Raw genomic sequence first — 17,971 nt, 5'->3', positions numbered from 1 at the left:
TCTTGGCCTCTGCATCCAAAACAATCGGGTGCAAATGGGAGGTGAGGGAGATGTTGGTAACGTCCGGACAAGTTAAAACCTATGAAATCAAAACTGAAACCCTGCCAGCGGCCGCCATTGACGCCTATGAGGCCGATGGTGTTGTCTGTTTGCGCAAAGCGATCAGTGATGCGTGGCTGGCGGTGATCGAAGAGGGGATTGATGCGGCGCTGTCCGGTGCCAGCACGGATCTTGATATCGTCAAGGTCGAGGGCGACAAAGGCCGGTTTTCCGTGAGTTCGCAGGCCTGGCAGAACGTTGATCAGTTTCGGCGTTACATCTTTGACAGCCCTCTGGCCGATCTGTCTCGGCAGGTGTTGCGCTCAAAGACGCTGACGCTGTTCTATGATTTCCTGCTGATCAAAGAAGCCAGCAGCAACAGCGCCGCCACCCCCTGGCATCAGGATCATTCCTATTATCCACTGACCGGCAGACAGGTGATCAATTGCTGGACAGCGCTTGATCCGATCCCGGTCGAAACAGCATTGCGCTTCTGGAAAGGGTCCCACGCGCCCGGGATCGTCTACCGCGCGGCCAATTTCGAAGACCCGACCAAGGCCTACAAACATGCCCGCGCATCGCACCCGCCCTTGCCAGACGTCGATGCCGACCCCACGGCTGAGATCATCACGACCGCGATGGAGCCGGGGGATTTGCTGATCTTCAACTCGCGCACCCTGCACGCAGCACCGGGCAACCGGCTGTCGCGGCGTCGGGCGGGATTTTCGATCAATTGGGTTGGGGATGACACGCGCTATGACGATGTGCCCGCGCTTGAGACATATCGCGACCCCGGACTAAAGACCGGTGATCCGCTCAGCAAGGTGGCGAAATTTCCTCAGGTACGCCCGGTCTAGCCGCGGCGGCGACGTCTGCGCCGTGGGGGCGGAGCATCTTCACCGGTGCCATCCACAGCTGATGAGAAGGCGCCAAGCGCATCGGTGATCTGATCCAGTGTCGGGCGATCGCCATGCGGACGGGTTTCAAGGGCCGCGCGCATTTTGGTCAGGTGCTCGGGCATGGTGCCACAGCAGCCACCGATGATCCGGGCGCCCGCGTCGCGCGCCAGCACCGCATAGTCCGCCATCAGGTCGGGTGTGCCGTCGTAGTGGATATGACCGTCGACATATTTCGGAATGCCGGCATTGCCTTTGGCGATGATCGGTCGTTCCGCGCCTTGCGCCACAAATCCAAGCACCGTGCGCAAAAGGTCGGATGCGCCGACACCGCAATTGGCGCCAAAGGCCAGCGGGGGATTGTCGAGCTTTTCGACCATCGTGGCCATATCGGCGGAGGTCATGCCCATCATCGTGCGCCCGGCAGTGTCAAAACTCATGGTGCCACACCAGGGCATATCGGCCAGTTTGAACGCCTCAGCGGCGGCTTTGTATTCTTCGGGGGCGCTGATGGTCTCGAGCCAGAGCACATCTGCGCCGCCATCCTTCAGACCTTCGGCCTGTTCGTGAAAAATTTCGACGGCCAGTTCGTGGGTCAACTCGCCCATGGGCGCCATGATTTCGCCGGTCGGGCCAACGGATCCGGCCACGATGATGGGGCGGTCCACTCTGTCAGCAACCTCACGGCCAATCTCGGCAGAGATGCGCGAGAGTTGGTTGGCGCGCTTCGCGGCACCATGCAATTTCAGGCGTGCGGCGTTGCCGCCAAAGGAATTTGTCAGGAACAGGTCGCTCCCGGCGTCCACGGATGATTTGTACAGCGCATGGATTTTGTCGGGATGCTCTTCATTCCACATCTCCGGTGCGTCCCCGGATTCGAGCCCCATGTTAAAGAGGTTGGTGCCGGTTGCCCCGTCCGCCAAAATCCATTCCCGGACCGCCAATAATTTGCTGAGGGCGCTCGACATGTGTCACTTCCTGAAATTGCTGAAAAATATCGCAGGCCCCCCGTGTCTCACGATTGTACTATAGAAGCAAACTCATAATCTTCATGACTAACATGAGGTTGGTTTGTATTGGGGTGCCTGACCATGCGGGCGACGTCGCATAGTGATACCGCCAAACCGGTCCAGCTCGGCGCCAGCGCATATAGCGGTTCGCGCCGTGGGGCGAAGCTTGATTTGAAACGGGTGAGACCCGGCCCGCTGTATTTGGCGATCAGTCCAGGCAGACGTGCATACCCCGTCGAAAAGGGGGGCAGGGCGGCCAGCGACAGGCGCGAAAGGTCATGGTGGGCGGCGTCTTCCAGGGCTGAGGCAATCAACAGATGCATGGTGCCATCCGGGGCGCCATTCGTGGAGCGCATCAGATCAAGGCACCATTCGTGATCATTTGTGTGAAAGCTGACAAAACCAATCAGGGCTTCGTTTTGATAGGCCAGATAAACCCTTTGCGTGCTTAGATAATCCGGGCAGAAAACCCCCATGGAAAAGCCGCGCGCTTTACCATTACGGGCCTGCCATTCTGTATCGACGGCCCGCATTTGCGCGACGGGTAAGCGGGATGCGTGCTCTATTTCCACACCGGCTTTGCTGGCATTGCGTAATTTGCGACGAAGCTGGCGAAAGCTCGAACCTGCGGTCGAAAATTGGCAAGGATTGAGGACAGCTTCATCCGCGATGTGCAGCGTTTTCCAGCCTTGTGCACGACACAGGGCGGCATGGCGGGCGGAAGCCTTGTAGATAAACGGAATTCGGTTGGTATTTTTGCCAAGGTGACGCAAGGCAGGCAGCGCCATTTGCATGTGTCCTTTGAACGGATCAAAAAGCGCGGTTTGTGTTTGCGGTGTGGGTACCACGGCCAATGCCGCGTCTGCCCCTTGCAGAGTACGCGCGCCATTTTGACGGCAGACGCCCAGTTCAGCGCGGCCCGCGTTCTGCAGGTGGTGCCTCATGACCTGTGGCAGAGGTGCTTCGACGTCATTTTTTTGCTTGGGCAGGGGACGATACAGAAATGCCATCGCGAGACAGCAGGGCAACGCATAATAGACCAGACGGAACGCGACGATGCCCGCCATGATTTCTGCGTCGGGCCACGCGGGCAGGAGCGCCAATAGGGTCAGTTCAAACGGGCCAACCCCGCCGGGTGTTCCGGTGATCAGTGCGGCCCCGAGGGCGATCAAATAGGCCCCGAAGAGCAGACTGAAGCCGCCATCAAAACCAGACGGCATCAAAACCCAGAGTGCCAGCGCGGCGGCGGCGGTGTCGATCAGGGTGAGGCACAGGATTTTGCCGATTGCAGGTAAGCTGAGCAGCCGGACAGTGCGTCCAAGAATAGTAAGGCATGGTTTAAGTGCGCTGCATAAGATTATGGTACTTAACATAAATAAGGGAAATACCTGAAAAAATCCCGGGGCAGTCGCAAACGGGCTAAAAAGCGTGGCCACTGAGATTGCGCCCATCAAGCCGACGAAGAACCAACCGGCGACCGTGAGGGAAATGCGTGTGGCCTTGGCGGGGCTCAACTCCTCCAGCATGCGCCAGCGGACCAATGCGCCGACCAACACGCCCATGCCCAGAACCTGACCAAGCGCGATGGCGGCAGCACCTGTGCTGGCTGCGCGCCGCGCGGTGCAGCCTGTGCCAACATGTCTGTGGATGACAACATCGTAGCATCCAAGGGCCGCAAAACTGATGATAGTGGCGACAACCGCGATGATCCATTGTGTCGGGCTGATTTGGGATAGTGCTGCAGGAAGGTTGGAAAAAGCTTCGGTGCCGAGGCGATGATAGAGCATCCAGACACAGATACCGCCAATCGCCAGCGTCAATACCACCTTGCTCGTCGACAGAACCCGTTTTTGAGGCGATCGTACCCCGTCTTGCGCAGAAAACTGCATACCCGCACCACCCATTTTACCTCACCGAGGATCAGGCTAGGGCGGCAGGCTTACCGCGGCGTTAACATTTAAACATGTTCGTAAATAGAAAACGCGCCCGATTGGGGCGCGCATCGTTTCGATACCGGTAGTCGCCTGTCAGAGTTCGTTCATGATCTGGCCTTTGGCCTCAATCAGCAGCTCTGCCATTTTCTCGCGGATCGTATCGGGGTCGGACAACCCACCCAGATCGCCAGCGACCTTGCGCACCACATCTTCGATACCGGCTTCCTCGAAATCGGATTTGATCACTTCCTTGGCGTAGGCATCGGCATCCGCACCTGATTTACCAAGCAAATCCGCGGCCCACAGACCCAAAAGTTTGTTGCGCCGTGCTTCGGCCTTGAAGGTCATTTGTTCGTCATGTGCGAATTTGTTTTCGAATGCATTTTCGCGATCGTCAAAGCTGCTCATCGGCCATTCCTCGGGCATTGATTTCTGTCATTTAAGATATGGCCTCCGGGGCCAGTTTTCGCAAGTCCCCAGATGGGCGTGAAAGTCTGAACTTGGCAAAAACCATCCTTTATCCTTGCGTGAACCGCGCCGGGTATCGGCGTCGTGACAATGCCGATTTTAGATCATGCCTTTGCCACGTTTGGGCGGATAACTGCAGGCAATGACAGTATTTTAGGGAGCCGCATCATGGGCCTGTTTTCAAAACTTCGCGGTGCCGATCCGGCACAAACCTCACAAACTGAAGAAATCGCACGCGGTGTTCTGTCTTTGCCATTTCTGGTTGCGGCGGCAGATGGCAAGGTGGATCAATCCGAGATCGACCAGATTTTGAACATGTGTGCCTACAGCCCGATTTTCCACGCTGTCGGGGCCGAAAAAACCGCCGTATTGTGCAAAGACATCGCCAAGCAAATGCAGACCGAAGGGGCCGCGAAGGTTTTTGCCCGGTCGACGGCGGCCTTGTCGATGCCGTTGCGTGAAACCGCATTATGTTTTGCGGTGCGCGCCGCGCTGGCCGATGGTCATTTTGATCAGCGGGAAAAGGACATGCTGTTGGGCATGGGCGAGCAGATGGGCATTGCGCCCGAGAAATTCGTGCAGATTTTTGAAGTGGTCGCGATGCTGCAGCGCCCTGCAACGGCCTGATCCTACCAGACCCGGAGATACCCCATCATGAGCGAAGAAGACGCCACCCCGGACAGCGGACATAGTTTCGATATCTATATCCTGATGTCCGAAGGCATCCAGTTCAACACGACGGAAATCGCACAGGCCCTGGCCGAGGATTATCCGTCACTGGACGCCATTGATCTCTTTTCCAAAACCTCGGATGGGGGCTTCGACTGCAACACCGATGAGTTTGTCACGGCACCGCTGATGATGACCGGCGGGCAGGACGCCAATTCGGTCTTGCTGGTCCGCTTGCCGGGCTACGGCACCTGGGATCCGGACGCCATTCACCCGCGTCAGATGATCTGTTGTCCGAACCTCAAGGATGCGTTGGCGCGCAACCGGTCTTACATCTGCGTGTCGGCCTCGACCAAATCGGATGAATTGACGGAACGATTTCGGGTGGCGCGGCTGGTTTCATGCGTGGCGGCGGTCTTTGCCCGCCTGCCGGTGGCGGTGGCGGCCTATTGGGAAAACGGGGATCACTTCTTGTCCCCACAGGATGTGATTGAAATGGCGGACGCGTCGATTTCGGGTGATTGGCCGGTTCAGCAATGGATCGGGCAGAACCTGTCACGCAACATGGCCTTTGATCCGCCTGCGGCCCAATCCTGCACCACCGGTTTGCGCCAGTTTCTGGACTATGAGATCAGCTTTGCCGGTGCGCCGGTCGAGCTGGGGGAGGCGGGCACCATGCTCTATGCCGCTGCGACCATGGCACTGGCCTATGGCAATAAATTTGAAGACGGTCACACGATCGGGGTTGAAGGCGTGCCGCCGGAGAAAAGCTATCGCATCCGTCGCGCGCCCAAGGGATTTCAAGGCACGACGAATGAGATGCTGGTGATGTTCCATCCCAATGCTTACGCGGACCATGAAGAGATGTTTGGCCCGCTGAACACCCGTCCACACCCGGACCCCGCCAAGCGGCAGGTGCAACCCAACAAAGGCTTCTTCAAACGGATGCTGCACGGGATGCGATCCAACTGAGCCCCAGCCGAAGCGCTGTCTTGCGGCAGCGCAGCGCATGCACTATGAGAGCGCCATGACACGGGGGGATCAGACCCCCGCTTAGCTGCGAGGTGTGCATGGCACGGGGCAAAAAGATCTACGAAGGCAAGGCGAAAACCCTTTATGAGGGGCCCGAACCCGGCACAATCGTACAGTATTTCAAAGATGATGCCACCGCGTTCAATGCCGAGAAAAAGGCCGTGATCGAAGGCAAGGGTGTGCTCAACAACATGCTCTCGGAATATTTCATGACCGGGCTGAACAATATCGGCGTGCCGACGCATTTCATGAAACGCCTCAACATGCGCGAACAGCTTGTGCGAGCCTGCGAGATCGTGCCGCTGGAAGTGATCGTGCGCAACTATGCCGCCGGGACCATGGCCAAACGTTTGGGCATGGAAGAAGGCACGCAATTGCCCCGGCCGGTTGTTGAATATTGCCTCAAGGATGATGCCCTGGGCGATCCTCTGGTCACCGAAGAGCATATTGCGGCTTTTGGCTGGGCCAGCCAGCAGGACATGGATGATATCTTGTCACTGGCGCTGCGGGTCAATGATTTCCTGTCGGGCATCATGTACGGCGTCGGGATCAAGCTGGTGGATTTCAAGATCGAGATTGGCCGCGTGTTCGATGGCGATTTCCAGCGCCTGATCGTGGCGGATGAGATCAGCCCGGATAGCTGCCGGTTGTGGGATATCGAAACCGGCCAGAAGCTGGACAAGGACGTGTTCCGCCGTGACCTGGGCAGCCTGACCGACGCCTATACCGAAGTGGCCACCCGTCTGGGCGTGATGCCCAAGAACACGGCCCCGGTGACACGGCCCACCCTGATCAACTGATCCGGGTTTAGAGATGACGAAACGGCGCAACTGCGCCACCGGAAAATGGGGTATGTCCGATGAAAGCGCGTGTGCATGTCATGCTGAAAAACGGAGTTCTTGATCCGCAGGGCGAGGCGGTGCGCCACGCCCTCGGGTCATTGGGCTTTGAAGGGGTCGAAGGGGTACGGCAGGGTAAGGTGATCGAGCTTGATCTGGCCGAGACCGATGCCGCCAAGGCCCATGATACGGTCACGGCGATGTGCGAGAAGCTCTTGGCCAACACGGTGATCGAAAGCTATTCGGTGGAGGTGATCTGATGCACGCAGCTGTTGTCGTCTTTCCCGGTTCAAACTGTGATCGCGACCTTACCGTTGCGCTTGAGAAGGCCGGGGCCAAGGTCAGCATGGTCTGGCACAAGGACACTGAGATGCCCGAAGGCATTGATTTCATCGGCATTCCGGGTGGCTTTTCCTTTGGCGATTACCTGCGCTGCGGGGCGATTGCGGCGAATTCACCGATCTGTCGGTCGGTCAAGGCTCACGCGGACCGCGGCGGCTATGTTTTTGGCGTCTGCAACGGATTTCAAATCCTGACCGAAACCGGATTGTTGCCCGGCGTTTTGCTGCGCAATGCGGCGCTGAAATACATCTGCAAACCGGTAGGGCTGAAGGTTGAGACCGCCGATAGCGTCTACACCGGTGGCTACAAACAGGGTCAGGTGATCACCGTGCCGATTGCCCATCATGACGGCAATTACAATCTGGATGCCGACGGGTTGAAGCGGTTGCAGGGCGAAGATCGTGTGGCGTTCACCTACACAGACAACCCGAATGGGTCGGTCGCGGATATTGCGGGTGTTCTGTCGGAAAACCGTCGGGTTCTGGGCATGATGCCCCATCCCGAACGCATGGCCGAAGATCTGCATGGCAACGCCGAAGGGGCCGCGCTTTTTGCCAATGTCGTGAATGAGCTGGTTCACGCATAAGACCTGTGGGCGCGCCCCCTTGAGGCGGGCCGACAAGGGGCGTAGTCTGACCCCATGAAACGCACTGCAGACACGGATCCGGTCAACCGGCCACGCACGCTGAGTTGGCGCGCGCGTGGGTCGTTGTTGCTGTTGATGGCCGTGGCGATTGCGATTGTGTTTGTGACCAACCGTCTGCTGACTGACCGGTTCACGGAAAACACCCGGAACCGGGCGGAGTTGCGCTTGGTGCTCTACAGCGGGAACTTGCTGTCGGAGCTGCGCCAGAACGCGATTGTGCCGCAACTGCTTGCGCGCGATCCGGCGTTGATCGTGGCGCTGAATTCCGGCGATTACACGCAATCAACGGCGCGCCTGATCAGTTTTGTTGAGGAAATTGGCGCCAAGACGCTGACACTGCTCGACAAAGACGGGCGCACGGTGGCGTCGACGGATCGCAACACGCTTGGTGAAAACCATCCTCAGGCCCCTTATTTTGTGGATGCGCTCCGGTCCTCGGACACGGTGTTTTCGGTGCTTGAGGGCGAGGTTGGCTCCAATCTCTTTTACTATTCACGCCGCATCGAAAGCCAGAACCAGCTTATCGGTGTGATCGTCGTCGAGGTGGATCTGGCGAAATATGAACGCGCCTGGTCGGGTATATCAGATGCCGTTCTGGTGACCGATAGCGAGGGCCAGATTATCCTGTCGACTGAGCCGCGATGGCGCGGCCTCAATGAGGCCAGTGCCTTGGCACGTCAACCGGTCAACAACGCGATTGAACGCGCAATTCAGGCCACGCAGGATTGGACCACGCTGCCCGCCGATGCCTATCTGCAGGGCGAAGCGGTGATGCGGGTCGAGGGCCGCGTGGCCTTCCGCGGGTGGCGGATCGCCAGTTTTACAACCTACAATAGTGTCCGGGAAAAGGTGAACAGCTTCCTTGCGCTCGAAATCATGGTTTTCGCGATTCTTCTGGCGCTGGCCTTCTATTTCCTGAACCGCAAGACGGCGTTGCGCATGGTGCTGTTCCAGCGTGAATCGGCAGAGCTTCGCGCATTGAACGCACGGCTCCAGCGGGAAATCGCCGAGCGTGAAAGGGTGCAGGAAAACCTCGCCGTGGCCGAACAAACGCTTGCGCAGAGCTCGAAACTGGCCGCGTTGGGCGAGATGTCCGCCGCGGTCAGCCACGAGCTCAATCAGCCGCTTGCGGCGATGAAAACCTACCTCGCCGGTGCGCGGTTGTTGTTGCAGCGTAACCGGCCCGAGGAATCCCTGTCATCGTTCCAGCGGATTGACGATCTGATCGAGCGGATGGGCGCAATTACTAAGCAATTGAAGTCCTATGCGCGCCATAACAGCGATGCGATGGAGCCTGTAAACATGGGCGATGCGCTGGCCTCGGCGCTTGCGATGATGGAGCCGCAGCTGCGCCAGCGCCATGTCACGATCGAACGTGCCCTGCCGGATCATCCGGTGCAGGTCATGGGCGACAGGGTGCGGATTGAACAGGTGATGATCAACCTGTTGCGCAACGCGCTGGACGCCACCGAGGCCGTGGATGACCCCAAGGTCGAAATTCTGCTGGTGTCGGGCGAGACCGCGACGTTGACCGTGCGGGATAACGGGCCGGGCATCACCGACCACGACAATCTGTTTGAACCGTTCTATACTACCAAGCAGCCAGGTGATGGCGTGGGCCTGGGCCTTGCCATTTCCTCAGGGATCGTGAACGACCTTGGGGGCCGGCTGACCGCCCGTAATGGTGCGGCCGGTGGGGCTGTATTTGAAATGCAGCTCCCCATATTGCCAGAAGAGACCCGTGCAGCGGAGTGACCTGATATGCCAAGTGCAATGAAAATCGCGATCGTCGACGACGAAAAAGACATGCGCCAGTCCATCAGCCAGTGGCTGGCATTGTCCGGATATGACACCGAAGCCTTTGCCAGCGCCGAAGACGCGCTGAAAAAGCTGGGGCCGGAATATCCCGGCATCGTGGTAACCGACATCAAGATGCCCGGCATGGACGGTATGCAGTTTTTGAAAAAACTGATGGGGTCCGACAGTTCACTTCCGGTGATCATGATCACCGGCCACGGCGATGTGCCCATGGCCGTCGAGGCGATGCGCATCGGTGCTTATGATTTTCTGGAAAAGCCGTTCAACCCGGACCGAATGAATGAGCTGGCCAAGAAGGCCGCAAATGCCCGGCGTCTGACGCTCGATAACCGGCTGCTGCGCAAGGAGCTGAGCGATGGTGGCCAACTGATCAAGAAGCTGATCGGTGCCAGCCCGGTGATGGAACGGCTGAAAGAAGATATTCTCGATCTGGGCCAGGCTGATGGGCACGTCCTGATCGAAGGTGAGACCGGCACCGGCAAGACGCTTGTCGCCCACGCGCTGCATGCGGTGGGTGCCCGTGCAGGCAAGAAATTCGTGCTGATCCCGTGCTCGGCCTATGAAGAAGACGCGTTGATGAAGCGCCTCTTTGGCCCGATGAACCCCGAAGACACGCAATTGCCCGCGGTCGAAGAGGCCCGCGGCGGCACATTGGTGCTGGAAGATATTGAGGCGCTGTCCGACACAGCGCAGGCGCGGTTGCTGACCTTCATGAATGAAGAGGGCACACCACCTGAAACGCGTATTGTGGCGATCTGCAACATGCAGGAGCAGGACCGCACCTGCGAAGATGCGTTGCGGGCCGATCTGTTTTACCGGCTTGCCAGCTTGCGGATCACCGTTCCGCCGCTGCGCCAGCGGGGTGAGGATATTCTGACGCTGTTCACGCGTTTCGGAGATCAGTTTGCGGATGATTATGGCTGTGAGCCGCCTAAGGTCAGCGCGCAAGAGGCCGCACAGCTTCTGCAGGCCCCGTGGCCCGGCAATGTGCGCCAGCTCTTTAATGTGGCCGAACGGGCCGTGCTTCAGGCGCGGCGTGGCTCGGGCACCATCGCGTCGCTTCTGATGTCGGATCATCAGGAAATGCAGCCGGTGATGACGACCGAGGGCAAACCGCTCAAGGAATATGTCGAAGCGTTTGAGCGCATGCTGATCGACAACACCATGCGTCGTCACAAGGGCTCTATCGCCGCCGTTATGGAAGAGCTTTGCCTGCCGCGTCGGACGCTGAATGAAAAAATGGCCAAATACGGATTGCAGCGCTCGGATTACCTCTGAAGCGACACACCTTTGTACCATGATCTGACGCGTCCTGCCTGACCCTGTCTGGCAGGACGTTTCAGTGATGAGCAGGGGGAGATGCTTGAAAACACGGCGAAATATCCGGGGTATCCTATATATGTGACGCGCTAAAATCGCGTGGCCATGCGTTTTGTCCATTGTAATTAGGCGCATTCCCGCTTTAGTGTACCAAGACGGCGTTGGCTCATCAGAGCTGTGCCGCATGAGATCTCGCTGCGTCAGATGCGTGCGGGAAAAAACCGCAACCCTGAGCAGACTGATTGGGCCCTGGAAAACAAGGCCAAATACATGCCTGTCGCCGACAAAACGGCAAGTGCAGGCCCTTAAATGGCGCCAACGCAAGGTGCCGGAGAAGAAACGCGATGAAGCGCGCGAGGCAACAAAACATCAGAGCAGGGGCCATCACTGGCGCCCTCTCGAGTTGTTTGGCACGCGCGCCCGCAGTCGCCCTTATCAGACATCGCCAGCAAACCGCCGCCCCACCGGGGCCGACGCGCTTGCCGCGATGCAATTGGACACAATGGCTAAGAAAATGCTTATCGACGCCACCCACGCCGAGGAAACTCGGGTTGTGGTGGTTGATGGAAACAAGGTTGAGGAGTTCGACTTTGAATCTGAGAACAAACGCCAGCTAGCTGGCAATATCTACCTCGCAAAAGTCACAAGGGTCGAGCCGTCGCTGCAAGCGGCGTTCGTAGATTATGGCGGCAACCGCCATGGTTTCCTGGCCTTCTCGGAAATCCACCCGGATTACTACCAGATCCCCGTAGCGGATCGCGAAGCGCTTCTGGAAGAAGAGCGCGCCTATGCCGAGGCGCAGAAGGCCCGCGACGAAGAAGACGAAAAACCCAAGAAACGCCGCTCGCGCTCGCGCTCGAAATCCAAGGCCGCTAAGACCGAATCTGACGATGCGGTGGTGACGGCTGATCTGTCGGATACCGAAATTTCCGGCATGGAGACGATTGATCTGGGTGATGATGCGCTCGATCCGGATGAAGGCACGTCGCCGATGGAAACCGTGGCGGAAACGCCGGTGGAAGAGCCATTGGATGATCAACCGGACGTCGCAGAGCCTTCGGGTGACGAGGCGGCTGCATCTGCCGAAGACACCGACGCAAAAGCGTCCGATGATGATCAGCCCGCCGAGGATGATGATCACGACGACGATGACGATGACAAGAAGTCCGACGCGACGGCCAAGGATGAAACCATCGAATCCGTTGCCGACGAGGATGACAGCGAAGATATCCGGCCCGCGCGCAAACCGCGCCCGCGTCGCTACAAGATCCAGGAAGTCATCAAGGTGCGTCAGATCCTGCTGGTGCAGGTCGTCAAGGAAGAGCGCGGCAACAAGGGCGCGGCGCTGACCACATATCTCTCGCTTGCCGGTCGCTACTGCGTCCTGATGCCGAACACCGCCCGGGGTGGCGGGATCAGCCGCAAGATCACCAATGCCGCTGACCGCAAGAAACTCAAGGAAATCGCCAATGAGATCGACGTACCGCAGGGCGCGGGGCTTATTGTGCGAACGGCGGGCGCCAAGCGGACGAAATCCGAGATCAAGCGCGATTACGAATACCTGCAGCGCATGTGGGAGCAGATCCGCGAACTGACGCTGAAATCCATTGCACCTGCCAAGATTTACGAAGAAGGTGATCTGATCAAACGCTCGATCCGCGATCTCTATAACCGCGAGATTGATGAGGTTCTGGTCGAAGGCGAGCGCGGCTATCGCATCGCCAAGGACTTCATGAAGATGATCATGCCGTCCCACGCCAAGAACGTGAAACATTACGGCGACGCGATGCCGCTTTTTGCGCGTCATCAGGTGGAATCGTACCTGAGCGGCATGTTTAACCCGACCGTGCAGTTGAAATCCGGCGGCTATATTGTGATCGGCGTGACCGAGGCACTGGTGGCCATTGATGTGAACTCCGGCCGTGCCACCAAAGAAGGCTCGATCGAGGAAACCGCCCTTAAGACCAATCTGGAAGCTGCCGAAGAGGTGGCGCGCCAGTTGCGCCTGCGTGACCTTGCGGGTCTGATCGTCATCGACTTCATCGACATGGATGAGCGTCGCAACAATTCCGCCGTTGAAAAGCGGATGAAGGACAAGCTCAAAACCGACCGCGCTCGCATTCAGGTGGGCCGGATCAGTGGGTTTGGCCTGATGGAAATGTCGCGTCAGCGTCTGCGCCCGGGCATGATCGAGGCCACGACACAGCCCTGTCAGGCCTGTCACGGTACGGGCTTGATCCGGTCGGATGACAACCTGGCGCTCAGCATTCTGCGTCAAATCGAGGAAGAAGGCGTGCGTCGTCGGTCTCGTGAGGTTTTGGTCAAATGTCCCGTGGGGATCGCCAATTTCATCATGAACCAGAAGCGCGAACACGTGGCCCAGATCGAGGCGCGGTACGGGCTTTCGGTGCGGATCGAAGGTGATCCAATGCTGATCAGCCCGGATTTCGCGATTGAGAAGTTCAAAACCGCCACGCGCAAGGTGCCTGAGGCGTCGGCCGCGGTGGTTTCTGCCGATAGTTCATTGATGGATGACATTGATGATGAGGCGCAAATAGTGGACGAAGCCGAAGTGCCCGCCGCGGCGCCTGAGGATGAAGAAAACCGGCCCAAGAAGCGCCGCCGTCGTCGCCGCCGCCGGAAGTCCAAGACTGAGGGTGCGGGGGACGATCAATCGACCGACATGCAGGCTGACGGGCAAACGGAGGCGCAATCTGACGCCAAGACGGATGGTTCGGAACCTAAGGGCGCCGAAGATCAACCTGCACCCGCGGAGACGCCGGATGAGGCCCCACAGGCAGAGGCGAATGCGCCTGAGGCCTCTGAAGCCGCGGAGGAGGATGCGCCCAAGCCCAAGGCCAAACGCACCCGTAAGCCGCGGAAGAAGGCAGCAGATGCCGTGCCAGCGGATGCGGAGGCCACAGAGAACCCGGCGGCGCCTGAAGAAGCGCCCGCCGAAGCCGAGGCGCCCGCCGCAGAAGAAAAGCCCAAGAAGCGCCGGTCCCGCGCCAAGAAGAAAGAGCCGGAAGTGGCTGAGGCCGCAGCTGCGCCAGAAATGGCCGAAGCCGCGGCGGAGCCCGCAGGCGATGTGGCGGTTGCAGAGGCCCCGGCACCTGCGCCAGAGCCTGTCATCGAAGAGGCACCGGACCCTAACAAGCCAAAACGCAAGGGGTGGTGGTCTCTAGGCCGGTAATTCCAGAAGTGAACGACATGAAGCGCGGTGCCTAAAGGTGCCGCGTTTTTCATTACCGTATGGTCAGCCTGTCTTGCGTACCAGATAGGCCTGGCAGCTATCCTGATCGGCGGTCTCGATCAGCTCATTGCCCGACTCGCTGCAATAATGCGGCACGTCCACGATTGCGGCCGGATCATCGGCCAGAAGGCGCACGTGATCACCGGGTTGAAGCGCCTTCATGCGCTTGGCCAGTTTCAGCACGGGTAGGGGGCAGAGCAGCCCCCGGGCATCTATTTCAATCGTCTGCATATGCGCCACATAATCACCCTGTAACACACTGTCCACAATCTTGTGACCACGTGGGTCGTGACGCGGCGCACGGAATTGATTAAGTGGGGTACATGTTCGGAATAGAAATCATTGATGCCAGCCTGTTGCCGGCGATGATCGTGGCGCTGATGGCGGGGATCATCTCGTTTCTCAGCCCCTGCGTCTTGCCTATTGTGCCGCCCTATCTGGCCTATATGAGCGGCGTGACGTTGAACGATCTGTCCACCAGCGGCAGCCAACGCGCACGGGCGGTTGTCCCGGCCTTGTTCTTCGTGATGGGCCTGTCGACGGTGTTTCTGTTTTTGGGTTTTGCCGCGTCGGCCATCGGATCGACATTTCTGCAATATCAGAGCTATTTCAATACCTTCGCGGGCATTCTTGTGATGATTTTCGGCGCGCATTTCATTGGCATCTACCGGATCGGGTTTCTGGACCGTGAGGCGCGCATGGACGCAGGGGATCGCGGCGGATCATCTTTTGGCGCCTATATTCTGGGCCTGGCTTTTGCCTTTGGCTGGACGCCCTGCATTGGTCCGCAACTGGGCGCCATCCTCTCGCTGGCGGCCTCAGAAGGCTCAGTGCCGCGTGGCACGTTCCTTTTGGCGATCTATGCCATCGGTCTCGGGGTGCCATTCTTGCTTGTCGCGGCATTCCTGCCGCGCCTGACCGGCGTCATGTCTTGGATGAAGCGCCATATGGAACAGATTGAGCGCGTCATGGGGCTTTTGCTCTGGACCATCGGCCTTCTGATGATCACCGGTGGTTTCTCGGCATTTTCCTACTGGCTCCTGGAAATGTTCCCGGCGCTGGCCAGCATCGGATAAACCTACCGCAAATCAAAAACCTGCGCTAACGTCGCGGCCATGAGCAGCGAACCGACAGTGCGCCGCAGGCACGTCTTCTACATTCCGGGCTATGACCCGATCCATCCCCGCCGCTACCGCGAGCTTTACCGAACGGAAAGCGCCGCGCAGGCCGCGATTTCGGGGTATGAAATCGCGTTGTCGCCGCAACAGGCACAGGGGCGTTTCGGGTGGCACGTTGAGGCGCAGATCGATGGCGTGGCCACGGTAACGGATGTCCAAACCCTGGTATGGTCGGATATCGTTCAGGACAGCATGGATTTGGGCATCAGCCAGACCTACGCCCAGATGTTGCGCACCGCGTGGATCTATATACGAAGCGGCGCTCTTTTTCGCCTGATGCGGTTGCGCAAGGGGCCGGTGATTGCGGCGCTTTACCCGGTCGGTTTTCTGCTGGTACAACTCGTGCTGGCGCTTCTTCTGGGGTCCGTTGTTGTTTGGGCGGGCAAGGGGATGTTGATCCCGATTTTGGGCATATTGGGCCACATGCTGGCGCTTGGGGTGGGCGCCCTTGCGGCGATCATGCTGCTCCGGTGGTTCAAGGCCAAGGACAACAAGCTCTTTGCGTACTACCTGATGCATGACTATGCCTATTCCGCGCAGCATAACGGGGCCAATCCACCCGAGCTTGAGGCACGCATGGCTGAGTTCACGAATGAGATTGCACAGGCCTTAAAGGGAGACGCGGAAGAGGTACTTGTGGTCGGCCATTCCTCTGGCGCGCATCTGGGCGTGTCGATCCTGGCCGATCTGATCCGGTCGGGCAGGGCGGAGGGTAACAAACCGGTGCTGTCGTTCCTCAGTCTGGGGCAGGTGGTACCGATGGTGTCATTTCTGCCGGAGGCGCATCGGTTGCGGGCGGATCTGCAATACCTCTCGGAACGCGAAGAACTGACCTGGGTAGATGTCACGGCGCCCGGTGATGGCTGCGCCTTTGCGCTCTGTGATCCGGTCAGCGTGAGCGGGGTGGCCACCCAGGGGAAGCGCTGGCCGCTGGTCCTGTCGGCGGCCTTTACCCAAACCCTCAGCCCCACACGCTGGAAGGAGCTGCGCTGGCGGTTTTTCCGTCTGCATTTCCAATACATGTGCGCGTTTGATCAACCGGGCGATTATGACTACTTCCAGATCACCGCCGGGCGGATAACTTTAGGGGCGCGATTTGAGGGGCGAAACCCGTCGAAATCACGGATCGAGGCACCCGTTTCGCCCCATCAGAGCACGGCGTCATGACCCTGCCGCCCAAACCCCCGGCGCGCGAAGGCCGCGTGTCTATGTGGCAATATCTGCGGCTCTTCCGGCGCGATATCCTCTCGGCGCAACCCGCACGGCTTTACCACGCGTGGATGGCGGAATTCAAAACACCGTTCTTCCGGTCATTCCTGTGTAATCAGCCGGAATTGGTTGATCTGGTGCTCAAGGAACGTCCCGATGATTTCCCCAAATCTGACCGCATCCGCGAAGGCCTGACGCCGCTTTTGGGGAACTCGGTTTTTGTGACCAATGGAGAGGTCTGGAAACGCCAACGCCGGATCATCGACCCGGCCTTTGAGGGCGGGCGCCTGCGCGATACGTTTCCCGCGATGTGGCAGGCGGGCGAGGCGGCGGTGACCCGCATGGCGGAGCTTGCCGATGGCACGCCGCAAGAGATTGAGGCGCAGACCAGCCATGCCGCGGCGGATGTGATTTTTCGCACGCTTTTCTCAATCCCGATCGAGCATGAAACAGCGTCGCAGGTGTTCACCTGTTTTCAGGATCACCAGCGCGCACAACCGGTGGTCAATCTGGGCGCGCTCGTGCCGCTGCCGCGATGGTTCCCACGGTTTCACAAGGCCAAGACCAAGGAGACCGCGCGCCGCATCCGGCAACTGATCACCGATTTGACGGCGGCGCGGATGCAAGCGATTGGTACGGGCGAGGCGCCGGATGACCTGGCCACCAAGATCATGACGACACCCGATCCGGAAACCGGAGAGGTGTTTACCACCGCCGAAATGGTCGATCAGGTGGCGATATTCTTCCTGGCGGGGCACGAAACCAGTGCGTCAGCCCTGGCCTGGGCGCTTTATCTGGCGGCGCTTTATCCCGAATGGCAGGACAAGATCGCAACCGAGGCCGAGGCGGCCATAGCGGACACGCTCACTTTCTCAGACCTCTCACAATTGCGCATTTCACGCGATGTCTTTCGCGAAACACTCCGGCTTTACCCGCCGGTGCCGATGATGGTGCGCGAGGCCGCATGCCCCGAGCGGTTACGCGACCGCGATGTGCCCAAGGGCGCGCAGATTGTGCTGAGCCCCTGGCATTTGCACAGACACGACAGACTTTGGGACAATCCGGATGGGTTTGATCCCGCGCGTTATGGCACCGAGAACGGCAAGAACTGCCTGCGCAACGCCTATATGCCGTTTTCAACCGGCCAGCGCGTCTGCCCCGGTGCCGGGTTTGCCATGATCGAGGGGCCGCTGTTGCTGTCGATGTTGTTGCGGGCTTATCGGTTTGAGGTTGTCACAGAGCGTCCCGCCATGCCCGTGGCCCATCTGACAGTGCGGGGCAAAGACGGGATCTGGCTGCGCGTCACGCCGCGATGATG

General features: G+C 59.0%; 16 protein-coding genes. 12 read left to right on the top strand and 4 right to left on the bottom strand.

The features are described from left to right. The first annotated feature begins 50 nt into the window (after positions 1-50). Positions 51-896 carry a phytanoyl-CoA dioxygenase family protein gene (locus ACZ1HJ_RS15350; RefSeq protein ID WP_472719522.1) on the top strand — a complete coding sequence of 282 codons (846 nt, stop codon included), beginning with the start codon at positions 51-53 and terminating at the stop codon, positions 894-896. Here the strand turns inward: ACZ1HJ_RS15350 and bmt are convergent. The 3 genes from bmt to ACZ1HJ_RS15335 form a co-directional block, all read right to left on the bottom strand. Then, the gene (bmt, locus tag ACZ1HJ_RS15345; protein ID WP_472719521.1) at positions 893-1,903 is read right to left on the bottom strand and encodes a betaine--homocysteine S-methyltransferase; all 1,011 of its coding nucleotides are present in this window, start codon (positions 1,901-1,903) and stop codon (positions 893-895) included. The two genes, ACZ1HJ_RS15350 and bmt, sit on opposite strands and share 4 nt — an antisense overlap. Before the next feature lie 47 nt (positions 1,904-1,950). Beyond that, a complete protein-coding gene (locus tag ACZ1HJ_RS15340; protein ID WP_472719520.1) occupies positions 1,951-3,507 on the bottom strand; it encodes a phosphatidylglycerol lysyltransferase domain-containing protein in 1,557 nt (518 codons plus the stop codon). Between the two features lie 465 nt (positions 3,508-3,972). Further along, on the bottom strand, positions 3,973-4,287 hold the full coding sequence (locus ACZ1HJ_RS15335; protein ID WP_472719519.1) for a DUF1476 domain-containing protein: 315 nt from the start codon (positions 4,285-4,287) through the stop codon (positions 3,973-3,975). Between the two features lie 228 nt (positions 4,288-4,515). Between ACZ1HJ_RS15335 and ACZ1HJ_RS15330 the strand changes: the two genes are divergently transcribed. The 8 genes from ACZ1HJ_RS15330 to ACZ1HJ_RS15295 all read left to right on the top strand — a co-directional run bounded on the left by ACZ1HJ_RS15330 (position 4,516) and on the right by ACZ1HJ_RS15295 (position 14,206). Further along, on the top strand, positions 4,516-4,974 hold the full coding sequence (locus ACZ1HJ_RS15330) for a tellurite resistance TerB family protein (protein ID WP_472719518.1): 459 nt from the start codon (positions 4,516-4,518) through the stop codon (positions 4,972-4,974). A 27-nt stretch (positions 4,975-5,001) separates the two neighbouring features. Next, positions 5,002-5,988 carry a hypothetical protein gene (locus ACZ1HJ_RS15325; protein ID WP_472719517.1) on the top strand — a complete coding sequence of 329 codons (987 nt, stop codon included), beginning with the start codon at positions 5,002-5,004 and terminating at the stop codon, positions 5,986-5,988. 98 nt (positions 5,989-6,086) lie between these two features. After that, positions 6,087-6,848: a phosphoribosylaminoimidazolesuccinocarboxamide synthase gene (purC, locus tag ACZ1HJ_RS15320; protein WP_472719516.1), complete on the top strand. Its 762-nt coding sequence runs from the start codon at positions 6,087-6,089 to the stop codon at positions 6,846-6,848. A 59-nt stretch (positions 6,849-6,907) separates the two neighbouring features. After that, entirely contained in the window at positions 6,908-7,147 is a 240-nt protein-coding gene (gene purS, locus ACZ1HJ_RS15315; protein WP_472719515.1) for a phosphoribosylformylglycinamidine synthase subunit PurS, read from the top strand. Continuing rightward, positions 7,147-7,815 (top strand): phosphoribosylformylglycinamidine synthase subunit PurQ, encoded by a 669-nt coding sequence (gene purQ / locus ACZ1HJ_RS15310; protein WP_472719514.1) that lies wholly within the window; start codon positions 7,147-7,149, stop codon positions 7,813-7,815. The genes purS and purQ overlap by 1 nt, the downstream gene beginning before the upstream one ends. 54 nt (positions 7,816-7,869) lie before the next feature. Then, positions 7,870-9,630: a sensor histidine kinase gene (locus ACZ1HJ_RS15305; RefSeq protein WP_472719513.1), complete on the top strand. Its 1,761-nt coding sequence runs from the start codon at positions 7,870-7,872 to the stop codon at positions 9,628-9,630. A gap of 6 nt (positions 9,631-9,636) precedes the next feature. After that, the gene (locus ACZ1HJ_RS15300) at positions 9,637-10,971 is read left to right on the top strand and encodes a sigma-54-dependent transcriptional regulator (RefSeq protein WP_472719512.1); all 1,335 of its coding nucleotides are present in this window, start codon (positions 9,637-9,639) and stop codon (positions 10,969-10,971) included. Between the two features lie 544 nt (positions 10,972-11,515). Further along, entirely contained in the window at positions 11,516-14,206 is a 2,691-nt protein-coding gene (locus ACZ1HJ_RS15295; RefSeq protein ID WP_472719511.1) for an Rne/Rng family ribonuclease, read from the top strand. A 63-nt stretch (positions 14,207-14,269) separates the two neighbouring features. Here the strand turns inward: ACZ1HJ_RS15295 and ACZ1HJ_RS15290 are convergent, their stop codons facing one another. After that, positions 14,270-14,497, bottom strand: coding sequence for a sulfurtransferase TusA family protein (locus ACZ1HJ_RS15290; RefSeq protein ID WP_472719510.1), 228 nt, complete (start codon positions 14,495-14,497; stop codon positions 14,270-14,272). Positions 14,498-14,589: 92 nt separating this feature from the next. Here ACZ1HJ_RS15290 and ACZ1HJ_RS15285 point away from each other — a divergent pair, with 92 nt between their 5' ends. Genes ACZ1HJ_RS15285 through ACZ1HJ_RS15275 form a run of 3 tightly spaced genes read left to right on the top strand, consistent with a single transcriptional unit; the run spans position 14,590 to position 17,969 of the window. Then, complete coding sequence (locus ACZ1HJ_RS15285) at positions 14,590-15,342, top strand: cytochrome c biogenesis CcdA family protein (protein WP_472719509.1); 753 nt, start codon at positions 14,590-14,592, stop codon at positions 15,340-15,342. Between the two features lie 39 nt (positions 15,343-15,381). Further along, entirely contained in the window at positions 15,382-16,611 is a 1,230-nt protein-coding gene (locus ACZ1HJ_RS15280) for a hypothetical protein (RefSeq protein WP_472719508.1), read from the top strand. Beyond that, entirely contained in the window at positions 16,608-17,969 is a 1,362-nt protein-coding gene (locus ACZ1HJ_RS15275; RefSeq protein ID WP_472719507.1) for a cytochrome P450, read from the top strand. Before ACZ1HJ_RS15280 ends, ACZ1HJ_RS15275 begins: the two co-directional genes overlap by 4 nt. Positions 17,970-17,971: the final 2 nt, after the last annotated feature.

Source organism: Roseovarius sp. JB2-10, assembly GCF_055693585.1.
The sequence above is the reverse complement of the archived record's forward strand: the minus strand, read 5'-3'. Positions and strand labels throughout refer to the sequence as shown.